Source organism: Salinispora pacifica CNR114, assembly GCF_000514775.1.
GTDB lineage: Bacteria > Actinomycetota > Actinomycetes > Mycobacteriales > Micromonosporaceae > Micromonospora > Micromonospora pacifica.
Genome location: NZ_AZWO01000024.1, coordinates 21917 through 46250 on the forward strand (window position 1 = coordinate 21917; position 24334 = coordinate 46250).

A 24334-nucleotide genomic window follows, 5' to 3' on the forward strand; every position below is an offset into this window, starting at 1 on the left:
CGGGGAAGCCACCGGCGGCCGGGTTGAGACTCTTCGTCGCCGTATACCCGCCGCCGGCGGCGGTGGAGCACCTCCGTGCGCGGATCACCGAGCTGCAGATCGGTCGGGCCGCCGCCGGCGTCCGCCTCGTCGACCCGACCCAGGCGCACGTCACGCTCGCCTTCCTCGCAACGGTGGCAGCGGACCGGTTGGGGGCCGTGGAGCACTCGCTCGACGAGGCGGCGCGGCGCTCCCGCGACTCGTGGCCAGCCCCGCCGCGGCTACGCCTGGCCGGCGGCGGAACGTTCGGGCAGGGCCGCTCCATCGTCATGTGGGTGGACCTGCGGGGTGAGGTGGCGGAGCTGCACCGGCTGGGCCGACTCGTCCGGTCCCGGTTGCGAGCCAACGACCTGCGCCACGACGAGAAGCCGTTGCGCCCGCACCTGACCGTGGCCCGGCCCGGCGACCGACTGACATCGGCCGAAGTCGCGGCCGATGTCGCGGCGCTACAGGGCTACGTGGGGCCCCGGTGGCCGGCGCGGGAACTGGTGCTGACGCGAAGCCAACCGGGGTCGTCCCCCAGCTATCACCGCCTGGCCGGCTGGCAGCTGTGAGTCAGGAGGACTCGCGGGCGGCCGGGGCGCTGCCGAAGAGCACATCGTCCCAGCTCGGTAGCCGCTTGCGCGGTTTGCTGCTGCTCTCGCCCGACTCGGTGCCGCCCGCCGTGGCGGGACCCGTGCGGCGCGGCCGGAGCACGGCCAGCGACGGAACAGCCGGCACCTCCTTCGGCGCGTCCGAGTCGTCGTCGAAGGCCGAACCCGGGCCGCCGCCGAGCAACGCCGCCGCGCCGCCAGCGACTGTCCGTGGCCGCGGCGCCTCCGGACTGGCCGGGCTGGCCGGGCTCCGGGGCTCGAGGCCACGGCCGGACGTGCCACCGAGCGGGCGGTCCAGGGTGGCGAGCAGCGCGTCCCGACCGGCGCGGATCGGATCGCGGCTTGGCCGCTTGGGCTCGGCCGGGCCCGGCAGGCCGTGCCCACCGCGGCCGGGCTCGGTCCGCGCCGGGCCGGGTAGCCCGTGGCCGCCACGCTCGGCGGTCGGTTCCTGCCCGAGGATCGGCATGGGACGCTCGGCGCAGAGGTACTGCGCCATGTCGTCGTGTGGCGTGACCGACTGTCGGGACTTCTCCAGCTCCCACACGGCCTGCGCGGTGGCCTTGCCGGAGGGCCAGGTGGCGACGATCCGCCAGGTCCCGTCGTCGCGACGCCACGCGTCCCACGAGATCTTCTCAGTGTCGATGCCGTGCTGGGACAGTCGACCGTTGACCACCTCGGCGAGCGGGGTCGGCTTCTCGGCCCCTCGCAGCCGGGTGCGTCGGGCGTGCTGGGCGAGCATGGCCCGCTCCTGGAGGACCGGGCCGGCGTAGCGCAGCACCCGGTCAACGGGGACGCCCGCGATCCGGGCGACATCCTCGGCGGACTCACCGGCCCGGATCCGGGCCTGGATGTCCCGTGGGGCCAGAGTGGGGGCCGGGTCGGTGCCCGGCGTTGCGGCCACCGCCAGGGGCGCGGCCCCGGGCTCGGTGTGCAGGGCGGTGGAGACGCGCTCGTCAAGGGGGAGCGCGAGAAGTCGCCCGACCTCGTCGGTGAGGACCAGTGCCTGGCCATCCTCGGAGAGGGCGACGAAGCGTACAGGGCGCATTGTCTGCCTCCGTCCCGCCTTGCTGGCCCCGCGCCACAGGCGAGCCACCCGGGCGTTCGTTACCACCGTACGCGCATCTGCCCGCAGGTGGGGGAACCGACACCCCGTGTTCCCGACTGGGCTGCGATGCTGATCACGGTGGGTGGCTGCCGGAAAGCGGCAGGTCACCCACCGTGACGGTAGCTCAGAGTCGTTCGACCACGTGGTCGATGGCGGCGGTCAAAGCCTCCACATCGGCTGGTTCGATCGCTGGGAAGAGGGCGATCCGTAGCTGGTTGCGACCGAGCTTGCGGTACGGCTCGGTGTCCACGATCCCGTTCGCGCGCAACGCCTTGGCGACGGCGGTGGCGTCCACCTCGGCCACGAAGTCGACGGTGGCGACCACGTTGGAGCGCAGCGCCGGGTCGGTGACGAACGGCGTCGTCGCCGGAGAACGCTCCGCCCAGCCGTAGATGATGCCGGCGCTCTCCGCGGTGCGCTTGGCCGCCCAGGACAGGCCCCCCTGCGCGTTCATCCAGTCGGTCTGCTCCGCGGCGAGGAAGATGGTGGCCAGGGCCGGGGTGTTGTACGTCTGCTCCAGCCGCGAATTGTCGATCGCCGTGCCCAGGTCGAGGAAGGCCGGGATGTAACGGCCGGCGGCCTTGATCTCGGCCGCGCGCGCCAACGCCGCCGGGGACATCAGGGCCAGCCACAGGCCGCCGTCGGAGCCGAAGCACTTCTGCGGGGCGAAGTAGTAGACGTCGGTCTCGCCGACGTTGACCTCCAAACCGCCGGCGCCGGAGGTGCCGTCCACCAACAGCAGCGCGCCCTCGTCCGCGCCGGGCACCCGGCGGATCGGGACCGCGACCCCGGTGGAGGTCTCGTTGTGCGGGGTGGCGTAGACGTCCACGCCGGCCTCCGCCACCAGGCTCGGTGCGCTACCGGCCGGCGACTGGTGAATGGTTGGCGTGCCGAGGAACGGTGCGTCCTGCACCGACTTGGCGAACTTGGCGCCGAACTCGCCGAAGCTGGCGAACTGGGCCCGGTCCCGGATCAGGCCGAACGCGGCGACCTCCCAGAAGGCGGTGGTGCCGCCGTTACCGAGGACGACCTCGTACCCCTCGGGCAGGGTGAAGAACTCAGCGATCCCGCGGCGAAGCCGGGCGACCTGGTCGCGGACCGCGCTCTTGCGGTGCGAGGTGCCGAGGTAGTCGCTCGCCGCCTCCGCGAGGGCGGAGACCGCCGCCGGACGAACCTTGGACGGGCCGCAGCCGAACCGGCCGTCGGCGGGTTTGAGGTCGTCGGGAATTCGGATAGTCGATGCGTCAGCCACGGTCTTGGGTTCCTTCCGCAGGGGCGAGGGAGGGGCCGGGCGGATCGATGGCGCGCGGCGCGCACGGCCGATCCTCCGACCGGCGGCGCTGCCAGTCCTCATCCTTTCACCCATCGTCGCCCCGATAGCCGCCGGTCTCACCGGCGGGGCTGAGGCGTACGCCACAACCCCCGCCGGTGCGGTCGGTTCGGTTCGGTTCGGAGGCCGGGCTGGGACCTGGTCTCAGCCCGGGCGACGGTCGTCAGACGCCGTGCGGGACCTGGTCCCAGCCCTCGACCTCGTGCGGCCGGCGGGGGCCCGGCCCGACGTAGCGGGCGGAGGGGCGGACGAGCCGTTGGAGCTTCTTCTGCTCCAGAATGTGGGCGCTCCAGCCACCCATCCGGGCGCAGGTGAACATCGAGGTGAACATGTGGGCGGGCACCTCGGCGAAGTCCAGCACGACCGCGGACCAGAACTCGACGTTGGTGGCGAGGATCCGGTCCGGCTTGCGACTGTGCAGCTCTGCCAGGGCGGCCTTCTCCAGGGCCTCGGCGACCTCGAAGCGGGGCGCCCCCAACTCCTTGGCAGTGCGGCGGAGCACCCGGGCTCGCGGGTCCTCGGCCCGGTAGACCCGGTGACCGAAGCCCATCAGCCGCTCACCGCGATCGAGTACGCCCCGGACGTACCCCTCGGCGTCGCCACTGCGCTCCACCGCCTCGAGCATGTTCAGCACCCGGGAGGGCGCCCCGCCGTGCAGTGGCCCGGAGAGCGCACCGATGCCGGAGGAGATGCAGGCGGCGGCGTCGGCGCCGGTGGAGCCGACGATGCGGGCGGTGAAGGTGGAGGCGTTTAGGCCGTGCTCGGCGGCCGAGATGAAGTACGCGTCCACGGCCTTGACGTGCCGCGGGTCCGGCTCGCCCCGCCAACGCTTCATGAAGCGTTCGACGATGGTGGAGGCCTTGTCGATCTCCTTCTGCGGCACGGCCGGCAGGCCCAGGCCCCGCGCGGACTGGGCGACGAAGGAGAGCGCGGTCACCGACACCCGGGCCAGGTCCTCGCGGGCCTGCTCGTCGGAGATGTCGAGCAACTGGTGCAGACCCCAGTACGGGGCGAGCATCGCCACCGCGGACTGCACGTCCACCCGGATGTCACCGGAGTGCACCGGGACCGGGAACGGCTCGGCCGGCGGTAGACCCGGGCCGAACCGTCCATCCACCAACAGAGCCCAGACGTTGCCGAACGAGATCTGACCGATGAGATCCTCGATGTCCACGCCGCGATAGCGCAGCGAGCCACCCTCCCGGTCCGGTTCGGCGATCTCGGTCTCGAAGGCGATGACGCCCTCCAGCCCCGGTTTGAAGTCGGCCATGTCGTCTCCTGGATCTGGCTCGGTGCGCCCGGGACGGGCCCTCGTTGGGCCCAGTGCCTTAGGCGACCCTCAGGGATGTGTTCGTGACATCTTGCCTGCTGACCACGGGACTTTCGACCCATGGCCGCTGTGCCTCACCCGACATCCCCGGCCGGAACGGCCGTCGAGGGGTCGGTGACACTGGGTGTACGGGCAGGCTGTCAGCGACACGACGGGTCGGTCCGCCACCTGGGAGGGGAGTAGATGTGACAGGCGACACAGTGCCGCCGGCGAACCTACGTAACGAGTACGCCGCGGACCTGGGCCTGACCGAGACGAGCCTGGCTGGTGACTGGTACACCCAGTTCGACCGCTGGTTCACCGAAGCGGTGGCCGCCGGTTTGCCCGAGCCGAACGCGATGGTGCTCGGTACCGCCGACGCGGCTGGCCGGCCGAGCGCCCGTACGGTGCTGTTGAAGGGGTATGGGCCGGACGGCTTCGTCCTGTTCACCAACTACGGGTCGCGCAAGGGCACCGAGTTGGCCGCCAGCCCGTACGCGAGCCTGGTCTTTCCCTGGCTCGTGCTGGGGCGCCAGGTGGTGGTGACCGGTCGGGTGGAGCGGCTCGACCGGGCCGAGACCGAGGCGTACTTCGCCAGCCGGCCGCGCGGCTCCCAGCTCGGGGCGTGGGCGAGCGAGCAGTCCCGGGTGCTCCCGGACCGGGCCGCGTTGGACGCCGCCTACCAGGCGGCGGCGGAGCGCTTCGTCGCCGGGGCGCCGATCCCGGCGCCGCCGCACTGGGGTGGCTTTCGGATCCGCCCCGACGAGGTGGAGTTCTGGCAGGGCCAGGCGAGCCGGCTGCACGACCGGCTGCGGTTCCGCGCCACCGACGGGGGCGGCTGGGTCGTCGAGCGGCTGGCGCCGTGACCGAGGTGCGGGCGGCCCGGCGGCGAAGCAGCCGGTGGGCGATCGACCTGCGTCCGCTGGCGGTGCCGGCGTTCCGCCGCATCTGGCTCGGCAACGCCATGGCGATGTTCGGCTTCCAACTCACCTCGGTCGCAGTCCCGGTGGAGATGTACGCCCTGACCGGGGAGTCCTACTGGGTCGGCCTGCTCGGCCTCGCCGGCTTCGCGCCCCTGCTGCTCTTTGGGCTCTGGGGCGGAGCGGTGGCCGACGCGCGGGACCGGCGCCGGGTGCTGCTCGCCGGTTCGGCGCTGCTCTGGACCACGATGCTTGGCCTGCTGGCGCAGGCCTCGCTCGGCGTGGGCAGCCCGGTGTTGCTGCTGGCGCTGGTGGCCGTCCACTCGGCCGGCTTCGCGATCAGCGCGCCGGCGCGGACCGCGGCCCTGCCCCGACTGCTGCCACCGGGGCTGGTCCCGGCGGCGGCCACCCTGAACTTCACCACCTTCACCGCGGCCTCGGTGGTCGGCCCACTCGCCGCTGGTCTGATCTTCGCGGCGGCCGGCACCGAGGGTGGACTGCCGATCGCGTACGCCGCGGACGCGCTCCTGTTCACCGGGTTGGTGGTGGCCGCGCTGCGGCTGCCGCCGATGCCGCCGGAGCCGCTCGGCGACGGCGAGGTGCGGCGCGGTGGGTTGGCGGGGATCAGGGACGGACTCCGGTACCTGACCACCACGCCGGTGCTGCTGCTGTCGTTCGCCATCGACCTGATCGCGATGGTGCTGGCGCTGCCGCGGGCGTTGTTTCCGGAGATCGCCGAGGAGCGGTTCGGTGGCGGGGCGGCGGTCGGCTGGCTCTTCAGTGCCATCGCGATGGGCGCCATGCTGGCCGGCCTCACCTCCGGCTGGATCAGCCGGCTGCACCGACAGGGGCTTGGGCTGGTCGTGGTGGTGGTCGGCTGGGGTCTGGCGGTTGCGGCGGCGGGGTTGGCCCAGCAGCTCTGGCTGATGGTCCTGTTGCTCGCGGTGGCGGGCGCGGCCGACCTGGTCAGCGCGGTGCTACGCCAGTCGATGCTGTTGGTCTACGCGCCGGACCGGATGCGGGGCCGGCTGCAGGGGGTGAACACGGTCGTTGTGGCCGGGGGGCCGCGCCTCGGTGACCTGCGGGCCGGTGCGATGGCGGGTGGTTTCGGCAGCGGTGTCGCCTGGGTTGGTGGAGGTCTGCTCTCGGCCGTGTTCGCGCTCGGGCTGGCGGTGGCCTTCCCGGCCCTGATCCGCTACCGGAGGGCGGTCGTCGCCGGTGAGCAGCGGGTCTGACCGGTGCTGTCGGCAGCGAGCAGCCGGCCTGACCGGTTAGGGTCCGGGGATGGACTTCCCCGGGCAGTGGGCCCCCTCGGGGGCACAGTGGACCATCGCGGCCGCTGGCCACGAGGCGGTGATCGTCGAGGTCGGTGGCGGAATTCGGACCTACCGATCCGACGGGGTGGAGCACCTGGACGGGTACACCTCAGCCGAGTTGTGCCCGGACTCCGCCGGCCAGGTGCTCGCCCCCTGGCCGAACCGGCTCCGGGACGGTAGCTACCACTTCGCGGGCCGCGACCTCCAGCTGGCGATCAGCGATCCGGAGCACGACGCGGCCTTCCACGGGCTGGTCAACTGGGTGCCCTGGCAGTTGCTGGAGCGTTCGGCCGACGCGGTGACGCTCGGCTATGAGTTGGCCGCCACCCCCGGCTACCCCTGGTCGCTGCGGCTGCGGAGTCGGTGGGCTGTCGGCCCGGACGGGCTGCGCGCCGAGCACGAGGTGACCAACAGCGGCGGCGAGGCGGCGCCCTTCGGCTTCGCGGTGCACCCGTACCTGCGGGTGCCGGGCGGCTCGGTTGACGATGTCCTGCTGCGGTTGCCAGCGCGGAGCCGGCTGCAGGTGGACGGGCGGCTACTACCGATCGCCCAGTCCTCGGTCGTCGGCACCGAGTACGACTGGAACGCGCCGCGTCGAATCGGCCGGGCGGTGCTTGACGACACCTTCGGCGACGTGGTCCGGGACGGCGACGGTGGTTCGGTGGTCGAGCTGGCCGCCTCGGATGGCGGGGCCCGGGTTCGGGTCTGGGCGGACCGGCGGTTTGGCTGGTGGCAGGTCTTCACCGGGGACACCCGCTCCGGGTCGCGGCGTCGACGTTCGGTGGCGCTGGAGCCGATGACCTGCCCACCGGATGCGTTCCGCTCCGGCCGGGATCTGATCACGTTGCGGCCGGGCGACACCTGGCAGGGCGCCTGGGGCATCCGGCCGGCGTAGTCGAGGAGGCGCGATGGAGTTCGTCGAGGTGGTCCGGCGGCGTCGGATGGTCCGCAACTACGATCCGGATCGGCCGGTCCCGCCGGAGGTGGTGGACCGGCTGCTGGCGCACGCGATCCGGGCGCCGTCGGCGGGCTTCTCCCAGGGGTGGGGTTTCCTGGTGCTGGAGGCCGCCGAGGATCGGGATCGGTTCTGGGCGGCGACCACGCCGGGCACCGGCGGCCGGGAACGCTGGCTGGCCGGGATGCGGCAGGCCCCGTTGATCATCGTGCCGCACGCCAACCGGTCGGTGTACCTGGACCGGTACGCGGAGCCGGACAAGGGGTGGGCGGACCGGTCAGCGGAGCGCTGGTCGATGCCCTACTGGTACATCGACACCGGCTTCGCCGCGTTGTTGATGCTGCTCACCGCCGTTGATGAGGGGCTGGGGGCGTGCTTTTTCGGTATTCCGCCGCAGCGGCTGGCGGACTATCGGGCGGCTTTCGGGGTGCCGTTGGAGTATGAGCCGGTTGGCGCGGTCACCGTCGGCTACCGTGCGGTGGATCAACGATCGTCGTCGCTGCGCCGCGGGCGCCGCCCGGTGGAGGAGGTGGTCCGACGTGGTCGGTGGAGTTAGTCCGAAAAACGCCATTTGCCCGGTTGGTAAAGCGATCTGTCAGGGCGAAACTGCCATAAAGCGTTCGAACGCGGCGTGACTTGGCCGGTTAGGCTGACACGGTCATTGGCGCCGCTGCTCGCGGCGTCGCATGCAGCGGTGCCGGGTCGGGGGCGGCCGATCGCGGGGAGGGGAGCTAACCGTCGTGATCTTCAGAGCGGTCCGGGATGGGCGTCCATACCCCGAGCACAGCCTGACGCTCAAGCAGTGGGCCGAGATCCCTCCGCGTCCGCTGCGTCTGGATCAATTGATCACTACGAAGCGTGAGTTGGCGCTGGACAAACTCCTCGCCGAGGATTCGACCTTCTACGGCGACCTGTTTCCGCACGTGGTGCAGTGGGACGGCGGGCTCTATCTGGAGGACGGGCTGCACCGGGCACTGCGAGCCGCGTTGCAGCAGCGCAACCAGATCCATGCCCGGGTGTTCGTCTTTCCCGCCGCGGTCGACTGAAGCGGCGCGGGCTGACCCTTCGTTAAGGTGTCTCCATGAGCCCTCTCGACTTGCTGGATGTCGATTCGTCGCTGAGCGCCGAGGAGCGGCAGATTCGCGCCGTCGTCCGCCAGCTGGTGGACGATCAGGTGCGGCCGTACGTCGCCGGCTGGTATGAGGAGGGCCGCGTGCCCGCCCGAGAGCTGGCCCGGGAGTTCGGCAAGCTGGGCCTGCTCGGCATGCACCTGACCGGGTATGGCTGCGCCGGCTCCTCGGCCGTCGCCTACGGTCTGGCCTGCCTGGAGCTGGAGGCGGGTGACTCGGGCATCCGTTCCCTGGTCTCGGTGCAGGGGGCGCTGGCGATGTACGCCATCTGGCGCTACGGCAGCGCGGAGCAGAAGCAGCGTTGGCTGCCCACGATGGCTGCCGGGGAGACGATCGGCTGCTTCGCGCTGACCGAGCCGGACCACGGATCCGACCCGGCGTCGATGGCCACCCGGGCCCGCCGCGACGGCGACGACTGGGTGCTGCACGGCACCAAGATGTGGATCACCAATGCGACGATCGCGGATGTCGCGGTGATCTGGGCCCGTACCGACGAGGGGATCCGCGGCTTCGCCGTGCCGACCGGGACACCCGGGGTGACGGTGCGCGAGATTCGGCGCAAGATGTCGCTGCGGGCATCGGTGACCGGGGAGATCTCCCTGGACGACGTGCGGCTGCCGGCGTCGGCCCGCCTGCCCGAGGCCGTCGGGCTGAAGGCGCCGCTGGGTTGCCTCACCGAAGCGCGGCACGGGATCGTCTGGGGAGCCCTGGGCGCCGCCCGGGACTGCCTGGAGACGGCGCTGGAGTACGCGGGCAGCCGTACCCAGTTCGGCCGCCCTCTCGCCTCGTTCCAGCTCACCCAGGCGAAGCTCGCCGACATGGCGGTGGAGTGGAGCAAGGGCTACCTGTTGGCGTTGCAGCTCGGTCGGCTCGCCGACGCCGACCGGCTCCGCCCCGACCAGGTCAGCGTGGGCAAGCTCAACAACGTTCGGGAGGCGTTGGCGATCGCCCGGCAGTGCCGCACGATCCTGGGGGCCAACGGCGTCTCCGGCGCGTACCCGGTGCTGCGGCACGCCAACAACTTGGAGAGCGTGCTCACCTATGAGGGCACCTCGGAGATCCATCAGCTTGTGATCGGGCAGCGGCTGACCGGCCTGTCCGCGTTCGCCTGATTGCGCCCGGCGCGGGTCCGGCCCCCGGTGCGGGCTGTGCCAACGCGTGGATGTCGGCGCCGGGGCGGGTAGGCTGGCCGGCCGGCCCGACAGCTCCGGGTACCCGGGCAGGCCCGCCGTGCCGGCGGTCACCCCGGGCCGGTGAACCGCGCGGTGGGTAGGACGGCGAGGAAGTGCAGCCATGATCAGCATATTCGATCTCTTCAGTGTCGGTATCGGGCCGTCCAGCTCGCACACCGTCGGGCCGATGCGTGCCGCCCGGACGTTCGTCGCCGGCCTCAAGGCGGACGGGCTGCTCAGTGAGACGGTACGGATCCGCGCCGAGCTGTTCGGTTCGTTGGGGGCGACCGGCCGCGGCCACGGCAGTGATCGGGCGATCCTGCTCGGGCTCGCTGGTGCGGAGCCGGAGACGGTCGACACCGACGCCGTCGAGGGCTGGATCGACCGGATCCGCGCCGAGCAGCGGATCTCGCTGCACGCCGTACACGAGATCGACTTTGATTCGGCTCGGGACCTGGTGCTGCACCGCCGCCGGTCGCTGCCGTACCACCCGAACGGGATGACCTTCGCCGCCTACGACCGGACCGGAGCCGAGCTCCGGGCCCGTACCTACTACTCGGTCGGGGGTGGGTTCGTCGTGGACGAGGCGGCGGCGGGGGCGGACCGGATCACCTCGGACACCACCCCGGTGCGCCACCCCTTCTCGACCGGTGCGCAGCTGCTGGCCGTGACCCGGGAGACCGGGCTGTCGATCAGCGAGGTGATGCTCGCCAACGAGCTGTCCTGGCGCAGCGAGCGGGAGGTGCGCGCCGGCCTGCTGGAGATCTGGCGGGTGATGCGGGAGTGCGTGGCACGCGGCTGCGAACGCGACGGTGTTCTCCCCGGCCGGTTGCGGGTCCGGCGGCGGGCCGCCGAGCTCTACCGCGGCCTGATGATGGACGCGGACCCGATGCGGTCAACAGCGGGTCAGGGGGCGGTGGACCCGCTGCGCACGATGGACTGGGTGACCCTCTTCGCCCTCGCGGTCAACGAGGAGAATGCCGGCGGTGGTCGGGTGGTGACCGCACCGACCAACGGCGCGGCCGGCATCATTCCGGCGGTCCTGCACTACTACGACCGGTTCGGCCCGGGTGCCACCGCGGAAGGTGTGGTGCGGTTCCTGCTCGCGGCCGGCGCCATCGGCGTGCTGTTCAAGGAGAACGCCTCCATCTCCGGCGCCGAGGTGGGTTGCCAGGGCGAGGTCGGTTCGGCCTGCTCGATGGCGGCGGCCGGGCTGGCCGAGGCGCTGGGGGGCAGCCCGGAGCAGGTGGAGAACGCCGCCGAGATCGGCATGGAGCACAACCTGGGGCTGACCTGTGATCCGGTCGGCGGCCTCGTGCAGATCCCCTGCATCGAACGGAACGCGGTGGCTAGCATCAAGGCGATCACGGCTGCCCGGCTCGCATTGCGAGGTGACGGCGTGCACCACGTCTCGCTCGACAAGGTGATCAAGACGATGCGGGAGACCGGGGCGGACATGAAGGTCAAATACAAGGAGACGGCACGGGGCGGCCTCGCCGTCAATGTGATCGAGTGCTGAGTGCCACCGGCCCGCCGGGCGGGGGTGTGGCGCGGACCGGGCAGGAGGCGACGCGGTGGCCGCTGGCGTCGGGACGCTCTGGTCGAATCGGGGCGCGCTGCGGATCCTCGTTCGGCGGGACCTCGCGGTCAAGTACCAGCAGTCCGCGTTGGGCTATCTCTGGTCTCTGATCGAACCGTTGGGCTTCGGCGCTATCTACTGGTTCGTCTTCGGTGTGCTGTACGAGCGGGACACCGGTCGGTACCTGGGTGAGGCGGCTGACTCATACCCGCTGTTCCTGTTCACCGGGGTCTTCGCCTGGATGTGGGCCAGCTCGGCGCTGGGCGAGGCGACCAACGCGCTGACCGGCCAGGCCAGGTTGATCACCACGATGAACCTTCCCCGCCAGTTCTTCCCGATCGGGCGGGTCGCCGGGCGGGTCGCCGAGTACCTGGCCGGCCTGCCCCTCCTGGTGGCGGCCGCGGCGGCGTACGCGGTGGCGGGGCGGATCCACCCCGGCTGGTCGGTGCTCGCCCTCCCGCTGGCCATCACCCTCCAGGGCGTTCTGCTGGTCGGCCTGGCGCTGCTGCTCTCCGCGGCCAACGTGCTGATGCGCGACGTCGAGCGAGTCATGCGGCTGGTCGTCCGGGTGCTCTTCTACGCCACACCGATCATTTACCCTTTCGGTCTGGTTCGGGACTCCAGCCTGCCCGACTGGCTTAAGGTCGGGTACGAACTGAACCCCCTGGTCGGAATCTTCCAACTGCACCACGCGGTCTGGTACCCCGACGAGTTCCCCGACGCCCGGTTATTCGGCACCACGATCACTGGCTGTCTGTTGGTACTCGCCATTGGTTGGTGGACGTTCCGCCGCCTCGAACCGGCGGTCCTCAAGGAGCTGTGAGATGGCCGATCCGATCATCGAAGCAGCGGGGCTCGGCATTCGCTTCGTCCGGAACCGCCGTCGGCAACTGCGGCTGCGGGACCTCGCCCTGCACCGGGGGCGTCGCGGTGGTCGTGTCGATGGTCGGTTCTGGCCGCTACGAAATCTCTCCTTTTCGATCGCGGCCGGCGACACGGTCGGCGTGATCGGCCGCAACGGCACCGGCAAGAGCACCCTGCTGCGGCTCATCGCCGGCGTGCTGATCCCCGACGAGGGGTGGATCACCGTGCGCGGCGCGGTCGCCCCGCTGCTGGAGCTCTCCGCCGGCTTCTCCGCCGACCTGACCGGCCGGGAGAACCTCTACCTGGTCGGGGGCCTACACGGCCTCTCGTCGAGCTACCTGCGGCGCCGGGTGGACGAGATCGTGTCGTTCGCGGGCAAGCAGGTGGAGCAGGCCCTCGACACGTCGGTGCGGCACTACTCGTCCGGCATGAAAGTCCGGCTCGGATTTGCGATCATCTCGCACCTGCCGCACCCCATTCTGTTGATGGACGAGGTGACCGCAGTTGGGGACGCCGAATTCCGCCAGCGGTGCTATGCGACGATCGATCGTCTGCTCGGAGAGGGGCGCACCCTGGTGCTGGTATCACATAACGAACAGGACCTGACCCGATTCTGCCGGCGCGGCTTCTACCTCGAAGCCGGCCAAATGGTGGTGGACGGGACGATGGCCGAGGCGCTGGCCGCGTACCACGGGGCGGTGGCCCGGTGACGCTCGCGGTTGTGTTGACCACCGACGGATCAGCGGACCTCGCCGACCGCCTGGCCGGACAGTGCCGCCATGCGGGAGTCGACGAGGTCCGGCTCGTCAGTGACCTGGCCACCCTGGCTGACCTGGCGGAGTCGGCAACCGGTCCGGTCCTCGTCACCGGCGCTGATCTGGTCGCGCACACGGCCGTCCTCCGGCACCTCGCCACCAGCCCGGCGGAGCCGACGGTGGCGCTGGTGCTCGCCGGTCCGCCGGTGCCCGGTCGGACGGCGGTTCGGGAGGATCGGGGGCAGGTGGTCGCCGCTGGAGCGCCGGCGGCACTGGGCGGCGAGGCCACCGGTGTGTTCGGGGGTGCGCTGCGGGTCGATCCGGCGAACCTGCCGGTCCTGGTCGCCGCCGCGCGCGCGATCGCCGCCGAGGTCGTACCGGTGGGAGCCGCTGCGGTCCACGGTGTGGTGGACGACGGGCCCGCCGTTGACCGGCTCTTCGCCAACCTGGTGGCCCGCGACGTGGTGACCTTCGCCCACCGGGTACGGCTGCTCGTCGCGCACCGGATCGCTGCCGCCGACGACCCGGCCGCCGCCGACGACCGGGCCGCGGCCGAGGCGGCCGTCGCCGCCGTTGACCCGGACCGGGCCGAGCTGCGGTTGTCGGTGAAGGAGCGAGATGACTTCTTCACCACTTTCTTTGTCAGTACCTGGTCGCCGTACGTGACGAAGGCGGCGGCCCGGCTCCGGCTGAGCCCCACCACGGTCACGATGATCTCGGTGGCGTTCGCGGTGGCGGCCGCGCTGCTGTTCGGCGTCGGCGGACGGCCCGCGTTGGTCGCCGGTGCGGTGCTGCTTTACCTGGGTTTCGTGCTGGACTGCGTGGATGGGCAACTCGCCCGCTACACCCGTAGCTTCAGCGCCTGGGGCGGGTGGCTCGACACCATGGCCGACCGGGCCAAGGAGTTCATCGTCTACGCCGGCCTTGGCTACGGCGCCACCCAGGCCGGGTTCCGCTACGGGTGGGCCCTGGCGATCGCCGCGATGGCCGTGCAGACCGTCCGCCACATGAGCGACACCTGGTACGGCGCGATGCACGACGAGGCAGCCCGTCGGCCGCCGGCGACCTCGGGGGGTGGGTTCGGTGCCCGGCTCAGTGCCGCCTCCAATCGGGTACAGGGCGACGTTGGTTCGGTGAGCTACTGGCTGAAGCGGACGGTGGTTTTCCCGATCGGTGAGCGATGGGCGTTGATCGCCCTGGCGGCAGCCTTGTTTGACCAGCGGGTCGCCTTGCTCGCGGTGCTGACCGGGATGGTGCTGGCGCTTGGGTACACCGCGGCGCTGCGGCTGCTGCGGGCCCGCTCGATGCGGGTCGGTGTGCTGAACACGGTGGACACCTCCCTGCATCGGGACGACGGCCCACTGGCCCGCGCCTGGGCGACGCCGCGCTGGCCGGGCCCGCTGGGGTTGGCGGTGTCGGCGGTACTGGTGTCGGCGGTGCTGCTCGGGCTCGCACTCTTCGGCCCGGAATCCCTCCCGCGGTGGACGGCGTTGGTCGGGCTCGGCGGGCTGCTGCTGGCTGCCGCGGGGACGCGGGCCGTGCACGGCGGTGCGCTGGACTGGCTGGTGCCGGCGGCGCTACGCGCGGCGGAGTATCTCTTCGCGATCGCGGTCGGGGTGCTCGGGGGTGTCCCCGACTGGTTGGTCTTTGGGTACGTTTTCGTGCTGACCCTGCACCACTATGACCTGACCGCGCGGTTGGAGAAGCGGAAGCTGGCCCCGCCGTTGCATGACGCCACGCTGGGCTGGGAAGGGCGGTCAGCGCTGCTGGCGCTCTCTGTGATCACTGGAATTGCTGCTATTGGCATGGCTACACTCGGTATATACCTTTTAGTGGTCTTCGTGGGGAGCGTGGCCCTCGCCTGGGCGATTCGGCCGGCCCGCGCCGTACGGGCGGTGGGATCGACAGGTGTTGTTGGCGGTCGCCCACCGGGTTAGGGGGCCGGGTGGCACTGATCAGCTTCGTGGTCCCGGCCTACCGGGTGCAGGGCTACCTGCGCGAATGCCTGGACTCGATCCTCGGGCAGCCGGTGGCTGGGATCGAGGTGATCGGCGTCGATGACTGTTCGCCGGACAGCAGCGGCGAGATCCTGGCCGAGTACGAGGCCCGCGACCAACGGGTACGGACGGTCGCGCTGCCGGCGAACGGGGGACTCGGCCCCGCCCGCAACGCCGGCTTGGACCAGGCCGGCGGGGAGTACGTGTGGTTCGTTGACGGCGACGACTGGTTGGCCCCGGAGTGCCTCGTCGAGGTGGCCGAGCGGCTGCGCGCCGCCACACCGGATGTCCTCGTCGTCGACCACGTACGGACCTGGTGGAACGGGGACAGCACCCAGAGCGGGATGCGTGAGGTCTTTCCGTCCTCGCCCGGGGCGGCGACGTTTCGGCTGCGTGAGCGGCCGGAGCTGATCCGCCTGCTGCACACCGCGTGGAACAAGGTGCTGCGCCGCGAGTTCCTGCTGGAGCACGGGCTGCGCTTCGCCCCCGGCTGGTACGAGGATGTCTCGTTCACCTACCCGCTGCTCCTCCGCGCCCAGCGGATCGGGGTGCTGGATCGGGTCTGCGTGAACTATCGGCAGCGCCGGGCCGGCGCCATCACCCGAACCCGGGGGGACCGGCACTTCGAGGTCTTCGCGCAGTGGCACCGGGTGTTCACGCTCCTGGACGAGCTGGATGCGGGCGAAGACGACCTCCGCCCGGCCCTCTTCGAACGGATGATCTGGCACTACCTGGCCGTGCTCGGCACCGGGGAGCGGATCCCGGCGGACCTGCGGCCCGCCTTCTTCGTCCGGATCGCCGCCGACCATGCCCGCTGGCGTCCGGCGCCGGACCAGCCGGCCCCGCCCGGGATCGAAGGGCTGAAGCACCGCCTGGTCGCCACCGGCCGGTGGCGGACGTACAACGCGCTGCGCGGTGCCGCTCGGATCCGGGGTATCGCCGCCCGCGCCACCCGACAGGCCCGGCGTGGGGCCGTGCCGCTCCTCCGGCGGGTTCGGGACGCCGGGTTGCGCGAGTACTACCGGGCCGAGCTACTGCGGCCGGTTGACCCGCGGCTGGCGGTGTACGCCGCCTACTGGTACCGCGGCTACGCCTGTAATCCGGCGGCCATCTATGAGGCTGCCCGGCGACTCGCCCCGCACGTGCGGGGGGTGTGGATCGTGCGGCGGGACCGGGTGGACTCGCTGCCGGCAGGCGTGGACTACGTGGTCTCCGGCACCCCTGCGGGCTACCGGGCGTTGGCGCAGGCCCGCTGGCTGGTCAACAACGTCAACTTTCCCAATTTCGTCCGGAAACGACCCGGCACCGTGCACGTGCAGACCCATCACGGCACTCCGGTCAAGGTGATGGGCCTGGACCAGCAGCGCTACCCGGTCGGGGCCCTGATGGACTTCGCGGGGCTGCTGCACCGGGTGGACCGGTGGGACTACAGCATCACCTCCAACAGCTTCTCCACCCAGATGTGGGAGCGGGCCTACCCGGCCGCGTACACCACGCTGGAGGTGGGGTATCCGCGCAACGACCGGCTGGCCACCGCCACCACCGAGGAGGTGCTGCGGATCCGGGCCGAGCTGGGCCTGGGGGTCGGCGAGCAGGTGATTCTCTACCTGCCGACGCACCGGGAGCACCTGCCGGGGTACCGCCCACCGTTCGACCCGGACCGGTTCCTCGCCGCGTTGGGGCCCGCCGGTCGGTTGCTGGTGCGCAGTCACTACTTCGACGACCGAGCCGCCCCGGCTCCGGATACGATCCACCCGGACCGACTGCGCGACGTGAGCGACCATGCCCGGGTCGAGGACCTCTATCTCGCCGCCGACGTGCTGGTCACCGACTACTCGTCGGCGATGTTCGACTACGCCGTCCTGGATCGACCGATCGTCGTGTACGCGCCGGACTGGGCGGCGTACCGGCTGACCCGCGGCGTCTACCTGGATGTGCTCGCCGATCCGCCGGGGGCGGTGGCGACGGACTTCGCCGGGCTGCTCGACCTCTTCCGCTCCGGTGCGTTGCGGGCTCCGTCGGCGGAGGCGGCGCGGCGTCGGTTCCGGGACCGGTTCTGCCGGCTCGACGATGGCCACGCCGCGGAACGGGTGGTCCGGCGGATCTTCGGGGTGGATGCCGCCGGAGCCAGCCCGGCCAGCTAGCGTCCCGCCGTGCCGGACGCTTCCCCGGCGTTGCGCGGTTCGGCCCGCGGGGAGCGGTCCGGCGGTGAAGATTGAACGTTCATCCGATAGGCAGCCTGAGTGAGGCTCGTCACAGTCGTTCAGGGTCCCAGTTGGTCAGGTGGGGGAGGAACGGTGGCCACCGTCGCGCTCAGGGATGTGACCAAGGTCTTCCGCGCCGGCACCCTCGCCGTCGACCGGGTGAACCTTGACGTCAACGACGGTGAGTTCATGGTGCTGCTCGGCCCCTCCGGCTGCGGTAAGTCCACGGTGCTGCGCATGGTCGCCGGCTTGGAGGACCCGACCTCCGGTGCGGTCCTGCTCAACGGTGAGTTCGCCAACGACCTGCCGCCCCGGGACCGGTCGGTGGCGATGGTCTTCCAGGATTTCGCTCTCTATCCGCACCTGAGCGTCGGCGACAACATCGCCTTTCCGCTGCGCCTGGCCGGCTTGGCGGCGGAGCGGCGCGGTGAGCAGGTCGCCGACGTCGCGGGCGCGTTGGGTATCGGCGACGTTCTCGATCGCCGGCCCGGGCGGCTCTCCGGTGGTCAGCGTCAGCGGGTCGCCATGGGGCGGGCGCTCGTGCGTCGACCGGAGCTCTTCCTGATGGACGAGCCATTGTCCAATCTGGATAGCGGGCTCCGCTCCGAGCTGCGTGCGGAGATTTCCGGACTGACCCGGGAGCTGGGGGTCACCACCATCTACGTGACCCACGATCAGACCGAGGCGCTGACCATGGCCGACCGGGTGGCGATCATGCGCAAAGGGGTCCTGCAGGACGTCGGTACCCCGACCCAGGTCTACGGCCGCCCGGCCACCCTCTACGTCGCCACGTTTCTCGGCACCCCGCGGATGAACCTGCTGGAGGCCGCGGTCCATGTGCACCTGGACCAACACGTCGCGCTCAACCTCGGCGAACAGACGCTGCACCTCCCGTGGGACGACATGCGCGCCCGGGCGGTGGGCCACTATCACGGCGAGCGGATCGTGGTCGGCCTGCGGGCCGAGGCGCTGACCCCGACCGCCCCGAACGCCCTCGGCCCGGTGTTGCACGGGCAGCTCCGCCACCTGGAGCATCACGGGCACGAATCGCTTGCCTTTCTCGACGTCGGTGCTACCGCCGTCGTCGTGGACGAGGCGGTGGCGTCAGCGGACGGGGGCGTGGTCGGGCAACGAGGCCGGCGTCAGGTCGGCCGGGTGCTGCGGCGGATCACCGGCCGGGCTGGTACGGCGGACGAGGGGCAGCGGGCCGCGGCGAGCCGTTCGCGGCCAGCGTGTTTCGCGATCCGGGTCGGCACCACAATCGGCCGGCGGAGTTGGCGGTGCGGCTGGCGCCCTACCCCGCGGTGGCTCCGGGGCAGAGGTTGGCGCTCCAGGTCCGGATGGACGCGCTGCACTTCTTCGACGAGCACGGCGACCGGATCGATGTCGGTCGGCGCTGACGTGGGAGCCCCGGTGCCGGTCGGGTGCGGGCGCCGCCTTGTCGCCCCGGTTACCGGCCGGTAACGTGTCCGGCCATGAGCATCGATGCGAGCCAGGTGGCCGCCAGCATGCTGGCGGCCGTGCCCTTCGCCCGTACGCTGGGCTTCGAATTCGTCGAGGTGGTCCCCGAAGCCGGTGGCGCGATCCAGGCGGTGGTCCGGCTGCCCGACACGCCGGCCACCCACAACCATGTCGGTGGGCCGCACGCCGGCGCCATGTTCACCCTCGGCGAGACGGCCTCTGGTGCGGTCGTGGTGGCCGCGTTCGCGTCGGTGCTCGACCGGGCGACGCCGCTCGCCGTCAGCGCGGAGATCGCGTACCGGAAGCTCGCCATGGGGCCGGTGCGGGCGACCGCGCGGCTCGATCGACCCGTCGCCGACGTGATCGCGGAGCTGGACGCCGGAGAGCGACCCGAGTTTCGGGTCGGCGTGGAGATCGCCACCGAGGAGGGCAAACCCACCGGGGAGATGACCATCGTCTGGACGCTTCGTCCGCACTGATCGGCGCGTTGACCGCCGAAACGGTTTGCGCCACGACCAGGCTCGATAGATTCGAACGATGCTGGGTCTGCCTGCGCACGTGACCGCCTGCCTGTTCGACCTGGACGGGGTGCTCACCCAGACCGCTCGGGTTCACAACGCCGCGTGGCGGGCGACGTTCGACGAGTTTCTGCGTCGTCGCGCCGCCGCCAACGACGAGCCGTTCACCCCCTTCGATCCGGATGAGGACTACCGGCGATACGTCGACGGCCGGCCCCGGTACGACGGGGTCCGCGCCTTTCTCTCCGCACGCGACATCGTGCTTCCCGAGGGAACACCGGACGACCCGCCCGAGGCCGAGACAGTCCACGGCCTCGGCAACTGCAAGAACGTCCGGCTGCTCCAGGAGCTGCGGACGCACGGGGTGGACGCCTATCCCGGCTCGGTGCGGTACCTCCGGGCGGCTACCGACGCCGGGCTGCGCCGGGCGGTGGTCACCGCCAGTGCCAACGGCCGCGAGGTGGTCGCCGCGTCCGGGCTGGCGGAGCTGCTGGAGGTGCGGGTCGACGGTCTCGTCGCCCGCGCCGAGAAGTTACGCGGCAAACCAGAACCGGACACCTTCCTGGCCGGGGCCGAACGGCTCGGGGTGGCTCCGGGCAACGCGGCCGTCTTCGAGGACGCCCTCGCCGGAGTCGCCGCCGGTCGAGCCGGTGACTTCGGGTACGTGGTGGGCGTGGACCGGGTCGGGCAGGCCGGTGCCCTGTTGGCGCACGGCGCGGACATCGTCGTGCGGGACCTCGCGGAGCTGATCGAGAGTCGGGAGCCGGGGGCATGATCCGAGAACGCGCCTACCCGGTCGAGCCGTGGCATGTCCGAGAAACCAGGCTGGACATGGATGTGTTGGCGCAGTCCGAGTCGGTGTTCGCCCTCTCCAACGGACACATCGGCCTGCGCGGCAACCTTGACGAAGGCGAGCCGTACGGCCTGCCGGGAACGTACCTGAACTCCTTCTACGAGCTACGCCCCCTGCCGCACGCGGAGGCCGGCTTCGGGTTCCCCGAGTCCGGACAGACCATCGTCAACGTGACCAATGGGAAGATCATCCGGCTGCTGGTCGACGATGAGCCGCTCGACGTGCGATACGGCGAACTCCTCGCCCACGAGCGGGTGCTCAACCTGCGCGACGGCACGCTGCACCGGACGGTGCACTGGCGCTCGCCGGCCGGCCGGGAGGTCTGCGTCCGCAGCACCCGGCTGGTCTCGTTCCGTCAGCGCTCGGCCGCCGCCATCAACTACGAGGTCGAGGTGGTGGACGGCAAGCCGCTGCGGCTGATCGTCCAGTCAGAGTTGGTGGCCAACGAAACCCTGCCGGCCCAGAGCAAGGATCCGCGGGTGGCGGCGGTGCTGGAGTCGCCGCTGTATGCCGAGGAGGAGCTGACCACCCATGACGGTGGTCTACTGATCCACCGCACGAAGGTGTCCGACCTGCGCCTCGCCGCCGCGATGGAGCACGAGGTGCAGACCACCGCGCGGACCAACATCGAGTCCGAGGGGTACGAGGACTGGGTGCGGACCACCATCGCCTGCGTGCTCAAGCCGGGCGAGACGCTGCGGGTCGTGAAGCACCTGTCGTACGGGTGGTCCAGCCGCCGGTCGCTGCCGGCACTGCGGGACCAGGTCGGCGCCGCGCTGGCCGCCGCCCAACTGGACGGGTGGGACGGGTTGCTGCGGGAACAGCGGGAGTATCTGGAGGAGTTCTGGGACTCCGCCGACGTGCTGGTGGAGGGCGACCCCGAGGTGCAGCAGGCGGTACGCTTCGGGCTCTTTCACGTGCTCCAGGCAGGTACCCGGGCCGAGCGCCGGCCGATCTCGGCGAAGGGTCTCACCGGCCCGGGGTACGACGGCCACGCCTTCTGGGACACCGAGATGTTCGTGCTGCCGGTGCTCACCTACACCCACCCCACCGCAGTGCGCGATGCGCTGCACTGGCGGCATCACACCCTGCCGATCGCGCGGGAACGGGCCCGTACCCTCAACCTGGAGGGCGCGGCCTTTCCCTGGCGCACCATCGAGGGGCCAGAATCCTCCGGCTACTGGCCGGCCGGTACCGCCGGCTTTCACATCGCCGCCGGCATCGCCGACGCGGTACGCCGCTACGTGCAGGCCACCCAGGACACCGACCTGGAGCGGGAGATCGGCCTGGAGTTGCTGGTGGAGACCGCGCGGTTGTGGCGGTCGCTGGGCCACCACGACCGGCACGGGCAGTTCCACATCGATGGGGTGACCGGCCCGGACGAGTACACCGCGATCAAGAACGACAACGTCTACACCAATCTGATGGCGCAACGGAATCTGACCACCGCCGCGGATACGGTGATGCGGTACCGGGAGGAAGCCGAGCATCTGGGCGTCACCGACGAGGAGGCGGCGGCGTGGCGGGACGCCGCCTCCTCCATGCATATCCCCTACGACCAGGAGATCGACGTACACGAGCAGGTTGAGGGCTTCACCCGGTTCCAGGAGTGGGACTTCGTCCACACCCCACCGGAGAAGTATCCGTTGCTGCTGCACTATCCGTACTTCGATCTGTACCGCAGGCAGGTGATCAAGCAGGCCGATCTGGTGCTGGCGATGCACTGGCGGGGGGACGCGTTCACTCCGGAGGAGAAGCTGCGCAACTTCCTCTACTACGAGCGCCGTACTGTCCGCGACTCGTCGCTGTCGGCCTGTACCCAGTCCGTCCTGGCAGCTGAGGTGGGGTATCCGGAGCTAGCCCACACCTACCTGCGGGAGGCCGCGTTGATGGACCTGCACGACCTGAACGAGAACACCCGCGACGGCGTCCACATCGCCTCTCTGGCCGGTGCGTGGATCTCCCTGGTCGCCGGGTTCGGTGGGTTGCGCGAGCACGACGGGACGCTCTGCTTCACGCCCCGGCTCTCCAGCCGCCTGGGCCGGCTGAGGTTCTCCCTGCACTGGCGTCGGATCCAGCTCCGGGTGGACATCCAGCAGCACCAGACCACCTACGCGTTGCAGCACAGCGACCCGAAGGAGACGCTGGAGTTGCTGCACCACGGCGAGCGAGTCGAGGTCACCGGTGCCAAACCGGTGACCCGGCCGACCCCATCAGTGAGTGAGCCGAGCCAGACCCCGGAGCAGCCGCCCGGCCGCGACCCGCTGATCCGCCTCCCGGAGCGGGAACCGTAGGGTCGGGGCCTAGCCCGGCCGAGCCGGATCGGGCCCCGACCGAGGTCGGCACCTTACAACTGGCGGCCCTGGGAGGGGCGGCCGGCGGCGTCCCGCGGCGCCATCGCTCGCGGATCATCAGCGGTACGCGCCCGCGCCGCCTCGTCCGCCCAGTCCCGGTTACGGTTCGCGTCGCGCTTTCGTCGTTCCCGCTCGGCGGCCTGCTGCCGAGACTCCTGCTGCTGCGCCATGGCGATCCTCCCGATCCATCACCGGCGCTGCCCGCGCCGGTACGGTCTGCCCGCACCAGCCGGGTACCCGAAGCCCGCCCCGGCGAAACGAGACCGGACGGGCCCCGAGGCGTACGCATGGCGGGCGAACGGGTGGGAATGACCGGGGCTGTGGACGTACGGAGTGAGGTGTCGGTTCCGGCGGGGGACGTCCAGCTTACGGCTGATCTTCGGGTGCCGCCGGAGCCGGCCGGAGTGGTGCTCTTCGCACACGGCAGCGGCAGCTCGCGGCGGAGTTCCCGCAACGTCGCGGTGGCGCAATCTCTCAATGGCCGCGCGCTCGGCACCGTCCTGGTGGACCTGCTCACCCCGGATGAGGAAGTGGCCGACGCGCGCACCGCGCAGCTGCGGTTTGATATCGACCGGTTGGCCGGCAGGCTGTCCGCGATCGTCGACTGGCTGGCCACCGGAGCTCCGGTGGGCGCGGTGCCGATCGGGCTCTTCGGGGCCAGCACCGGGGCCGCCGCGGCCCTGGTGGCCGCCGCCGAACGCCCGGAAGGGGTCGGCGCGGTGGTGTCCCGAGGCGGCCGGCCGGATCTCGCCGGTCCGGCGCTGGGCCGGGTGCGAGCACCGACCCTGCTGCTCGTGGGCGGCCTCGACGACCAGGTGCTCACCCTGAACGAGCAGGCTCGGGCGGCGCTGCCGGGGCCGACGGAGTTGACGGTGGTCCCCGGCGCCGGGCACCTGTTCGAGGAGCCTGGTGCGCTGGAACAGGTGGCCCGAGCGGCGGCGACCTGGTTCACCGACCACCTTGGGTGACCCCGGCCGTGCGTGCTGTCCCGGCACGGTCGGTGTTTGTGCCCCGGGCACTGGGGAACGCCGTACGTGCAAGACCTCGACCCTAGGAGGAGACATGAAGAAATTCATGGACCAGGCCAGGGAGTACGTCGATAAGCAGGACGAGCAGGTCGACCGGGGCATAGAGAAGGCCGGCGACATGGTCAACGAGCGCACCGGCGGCCGGTACAAGGAGCACGTCGACCGCGGCGTGGACATGATGCGGTCCCGGACCGGCGAGGGCGATCAGAACGGCTGACACATCCGAGTTTCGGCGCGGTACGCGCCGAACGGGCCGGTCTCCCGCTGGGGAGGCCGGCCCGCACGCGGTCAGGACGAGTAGCCGCGTTCGGCGATCCAGTTGGCGACCTTCGGTACGGCCATCCAGTATTCGCGCTTCGATGCGGCCGGATCGGCGACCCGGAGGAGGTCGTCCTGGGGGCGGTAACCCACCAGGGTCAGGTAGTGGCCTCCCTCGTACGAGTGCGGGGTGCCGTCGGTGTCGACGGTGGTCCCCCGGACGTTGGCCACGACCGCGCGTCCCTGTGCCAGGGCGTGCCGGGTGTCCTCGCGTAGCTGGTGAACCTCATCCGGTTTGGCCGTTGTATCCGGTATTTCGGTGGTTCGGTACGCGTCTCCGGTCAGCTCGTTGAGGACGCGGGTGACGTCCAGGGCCGAGTCCGTGCCGGCCTGGGTGGTGCCGAGCCGTTGGGCGACCTCATCCTGCGGGAGTGGCCGGCCCAGCGCGGAGAGCGCCATCCGGGTCGCCGCCGGGCCGCAGTAGTAGAAGTTGGGCTGGGCCTGATAGTCGATGGTTACCAGCAGCCCGGCGATCGCGCGGCCGCCGGTGGGGGTGATTGTGCTCATGGTCGGGCTCCTTGGGGGTCTGACGTC

At 71.2% G+C, this 24334-nt stretch carries 22 protein-coding genes and 1 pseudogene; 18 read left to right on the plus strand and 5 right to left on the minus strand.

The window, feature by feature from the left end:
* The first annotated feature begins 23 nt into the window (after positions 1-23).
* A complete protein-coding gene (thpR, locus tag B118_RS0116160) occupies positions 24-593 on the plus strand; it encodes an RNA 2',3'-cyclic phosphodiesterase (protein WP_018221456.1) in 570 nt (189 codons plus the stop codon).
* Position 594: 1 nt separating this feature from the next.
* On the opposite strand, the gene sepH is transcribed toward thpR, so the two are convergent.
* The 3 genes from sepH to B118_RS0116175 all read right to left on the minus strand — a co-directional run bounded on the left by sepH (position 595) and on the right by B118_RS0116175 (position 4337).
* Positions 595-1677: a septation protein SepH gene (sepH, locus tag B118_RS0116165; protein WP_018811786.1), complete on the minus strand. Its 1083-nt coding sequence runs from the start codon at positions 1675-1677 to the stop codon at positions 595-597.
* Positions 1678-1861: 184 nt separating this feature from the next.
* A complete protein-coding gene (serC, locus tag B118_RS0116170; protein ID WP_018811787.1) occupies positions 1862-2989 on the minus strand; it encodes a phosphoserine transaminase in 1128 nt (375 codons plus the stop codon).
* 241 nt (positions 2990-3230) lie between these two features.
* Positions 3231-4337, minus strand: coding sequence for a citrate synthase 2 (locus tag B118_RS0116175; RefSeq protein WP_018221453.1), 1107 nt, complete (start codon positions 4335-4337; stop codon positions 3231-3233).
* A gap of 245 nt (positions 4338-4582) precedes the next feature.
* On the opposite strand from B118_RS0116175, the gene pdxH reads away from it, so the two are divergent.
* The 15 genes and pseudogenes from pdxH (at position 4583) to B118_RS0116250 (ending at position 22394) form a co-directional block, all read left to right on the plus strand.
* Positions 4583-5242 carry a pyridoxamine 5'-phosphate oxidase gene (gene pdxH / locus B118_RS0116180; RefSeq protein WP_026185483.1) on the plus strand — a complete coding sequence of 220 codons (660 nt, stop codon included), beginning with the start codon at positions 4583-4585 and terminating at the stop codon, positions 5240-5242.
* Positions 5239-6531, plus strand: coding sequence for an MFS transporter (locus B118_RS0116185; RefSeq protein WP_018221451.1), 1293 nt, complete (start codon positions 5239-5241; stop codon positions 6529-6531). Before pdxH ends, B118_RS0116185 begins: the two co-directional genes overlap by 4 nt.
* A 49-nt stretch (positions 6532-6580) precedes the next feature.
* Positions 6581-7507, plus strand: coding sequence for an aldose 1-epimerase family protein (locus B118_RS0116190; RefSeq protein WP_018811790.1), 927 nt, complete (start codon positions 6581-6583; stop codon positions 7505-7507).
* Positions 7508-7520: 13 nt separating this feature from the next.
* Positions 7521-8123, plus strand: coding sequence for a nitroreductase family protein (locus B118_RS0116195; protein WP_018221449.1), 603 nt, complete (start codon positions 7521-7523; stop codon positions 8121-8123).
* Positions 8124-8307: 184 nt separating this feature from the next.
* Positions 8308-8613, plus strand: coding sequence for a type II toxin-antitoxin system VapB family antitoxin (locus tag B118_RS0116200; RefSeq protein ID WP_018221448.1), 306 nt, complete (start codon positions 8308-8310; stop codon positions 8611-8613).
* A gap of 35 nt (positions 8614-8648) precedes the next feature.
* On the plus strand, positions 8649-9809 hold the full coding sequence (locus tag B118_RS0116205) for an acyl-CoA dehydrogenase family protein (protein WP_018221447.1): 1161 nt from the start codon (positions 8649-8651) through the stop codon (positions 9807-9809).
* Positions 9810-9990: 181 nt separating this feature from the next.
* Positions 9991-11388 (plus strand): L-serine ammonia-lyase, encoded by a 1398-nt coding sequence (locus B118_RS0116210; RefSeq protein ID WP_018221446.1) that lies wholly within the window; start codon positions 9991-9993, stop codon positions 11386-11388.
* Positions 11389-11443: 55 nt separating this feature from the next.
* Complete coding sequence (locus B118_RS0116215; protein ID WP_018221445.1) at positions 11444-12271, plus strand: ABC transporter permease; 828 nt, start codon at positions 11444-11446, stop codon at positions 12269-12271.
* Position 12272: 1 nt separating this feature from the next.
* Complete coding sequence (locus tag B118_RS0116220) at positions 12273-13022, plus strand: ABC transporter ATP-binding protein (protein WP_018221444.1); 750 nt, start codon at positions 12273-12275, stop codon at positions 13020-13022.
* A complete protein-coding gene (locus B118_RS0116225; protein ID WP_028188472.1) occupies positions 13019-15004 on the plus strand; it encodes a DUF5941 domain-containing protein in 1986 nt (661 codons plus the stop codon). Before B118_RS0116220 ends, B118_RS0116225 begins: the two co-directional genes overlap by 4 nt.
* An 8-nt stretch (positions 15005-15012) precedes the next feature.
* Positions 15013-17208 carry a bifunctional glycosyltransferase/CDP-glycerol:glycerophosphate glycerophosphotransferase gene (locus B118_RS0116230; protein ID WP_028193028.1) on the plus strand — a complete coding sequence of 732 codons (2196 nt, stop codon included), beginning with the start codon at positions 15013-15015 and terminating at the stop codon, positions 17206-17208.
* 153 nt (positions 17209-17361) lie between these two features.
* Positions 17362-18668 (plus strand): annotated as a pseudogene (locus tag B118_RS28390) (ABC transporter ATP-binding protein).
* 75 nt (positions 18669-18743) lie between these two features.
* A complete protein-coding gene (locus tag B118_RS0116240; RefSeq protein WP_018221440.1) occupies positions 18744-19208 on the plus strand; it encodes a DUF4442 domain-containing protein in 465 nt (154 codons plus the stop codon).
* A 58-nt stretch (positions 19209-19266) separates the two neighbouring features.
* On the plus strand, positions 19267-20022 hold the full coding sequence (locus B118_RS0116245) for an HAD family hydrolase (protein ID WP_028193029.1): 756 nt from the start codon (positions 19267-19269) through the stop codon (positions 20020-20022).
* Positions 20019-22394 carry a glycoside hydrolase family 65 protein gene (locus tag B118_RS0116250; RefSeq protein ID WP_018811795.1) on the plus strand — a complete coding sequence of 792 codons (2376 nt, stop codon included), beginning with the start codon at positions 20019-20021 and terminating at the stop codon, positions 22392-22394. The genes B118_RS0116245 and B118_RS0116250 overlap by 4 nt, the downstream gene beginning before the upstream one ends.
* Positions 22395-22447: 53 nt before the next feature.
* Here the strand turns inward: B118_RS0116250 and B118_RS32420 are convergent, their stop codons facing one another.
* Entirely contained in the window at positions 22448-22624 is a 177-nt protein-coding gene (locus tag B118_RS32420; protein WP_018221437.1) for a hypothetical protein, read from the minus strand.
* Positions 22625-22774: 150 nt separating this feature from the next.
* Between B118_RS32420 and B118_RS0116260 the strand changes: the two genes are divergently transcribed.
* Together B118_RS0116260 and B118_RS0116265 are read left to right on the plus strand one after the other, a co-directional pair.
* Positions 22775-23422: a dienelactone hydrolase family protein gene (locus B118_RS0116260; RefSeq protein ID WP_028193030.1), complete on the plus strand. Its 648-nt coding sequence runs from the start codon at positions 22775-22777 to the stop codon at positions 23420-23422.
* A gap of 94 nt (positions 23423-23516) precedes the next feature.
* Positions 23517-23699, plus strand: a complete 183-nt coding sequence (locus B118_RS0116265; RefSeq protein ID WP_018811798.1) for an antitoxin — start codon at positions 23517-23519, stop codon at positions 23697-23699.
* 71 nt (positions 23700-23770) lie between these two features.
* On the opposite strand, the gene B118_RS0116270 is transcribed toward B118_RS0116265, so the two are convergent.
* Positions 23771-24307 (minus strand): C39 family peptidase, encoded by a 537-nt coding sequence (locus B118_RS0116270; protein WP_018221434.1) that lies wholly within the window; start codon positions 24305-24307, stop codon positions 23771-23773.
* Between the last annotated feature and the right edge of the window lie 27 nt (positions 24308-24334).

What these genes read in the sequence shown, in the direction of transcription:
- B118_RS0116265 (WP_018811798.1), top strand. Translation starts at nt 23,517, where the DNA reads ATGAAGAAATTCATGGACCAGGCCAGGGAGTACGTCGATAAGCAGGAC.
- B118_RS0116205 (WP_018221447.1), top strand. Translation starts at nt 8,649, where the DNA reads ATGAGCCCTCTCGACTTGCTGGATGTCGATTCGTCGCTGAGCGCCGAG.
- B118_RS0116220 (WP_018221444.1), top strand. Translation starts at nt 12,273, where the DNA reads ATGGCCGATCCGATCATCGAAGCAGCGGGGCTCGGCATTCGCTTCGTC.
- B118_RS32420 (WP_018221437.1), bottom strand. Translation starts at nt 22,624, where the DNA reads ATGGCGCAGCAGCAGGAGTCTCGGCAGCAGGCCGCCGAGCGGGAACGA.
- B118_RS0116190 (WP_018811790.1), top strand. Translation starts at nt 6,581, where the DNA reads ATGGACTTCCCCGGGCAGTGGGCCCCCTCGGGGGCACAGTGGACCATC.
- B118_RS0116270 (WP_018221434.1), bottom strand. Translation starts at nt 24,307, where the DNA reads ATGAGCACAATCACCCCCACCGGCGGCCGCGCGATCGCCGGGCTGCTG.
- B118_RS0116195 (WP_018221449.1), top strand. Translation starts at nt 7,521, where the DNA reads ATGGAGTTCGTCGAGGTGGTCCGGCGGCGTCGGATGGTCCGCAACTAC.
- B118_RS0116210 (WP_018221446.1), top strand. Translation starts at nt 9,991, where the DNA reads ATGATCAGCATATTCGATCTCTTCAGTGTCGGTATCGGGCCGTCCAGC.
- sepH (WP_018811786.1), bottom strand. Translation starts at nt 1,677, where the DNA reads ATGCGCCCTGTACGCTTCGTCGCCCTCTCCGAGGATGGCCAGGCACTG.
- B118_RS0116175 (WP_018221453.1), bottom strand. Translation starts at nt 4,337, where the DNA reads ATGGCCGACTTCAAACCGGGGCTGGAGGGCGTCATCGCCTTCGAGACC.
- B118_RS0116245 (WP_028193029.1), top strand. Translation starts at nt 19,267, where the DNA reads ATGCTGGGTCTGCCTGCGCACGTGACCGCCTGCCTGTTCGACCTGGAC.
- B118_RS0116240 (WP_018221440.1), top strand. Translation starts at nt 18,744, where the DNA reads ATGAGCATCGATGCGAGCCAGGTGGCCGCCAGCATGCTGGCGGCCGTG.
- B118_RS0116250 (WP_018811795.1), top strand. Translation starts at nt 20,019, where the DNA reads ATGATCCGAGAACGCGCCTACCCGGTCGAGCCGTGGCATGTCCGAGAA.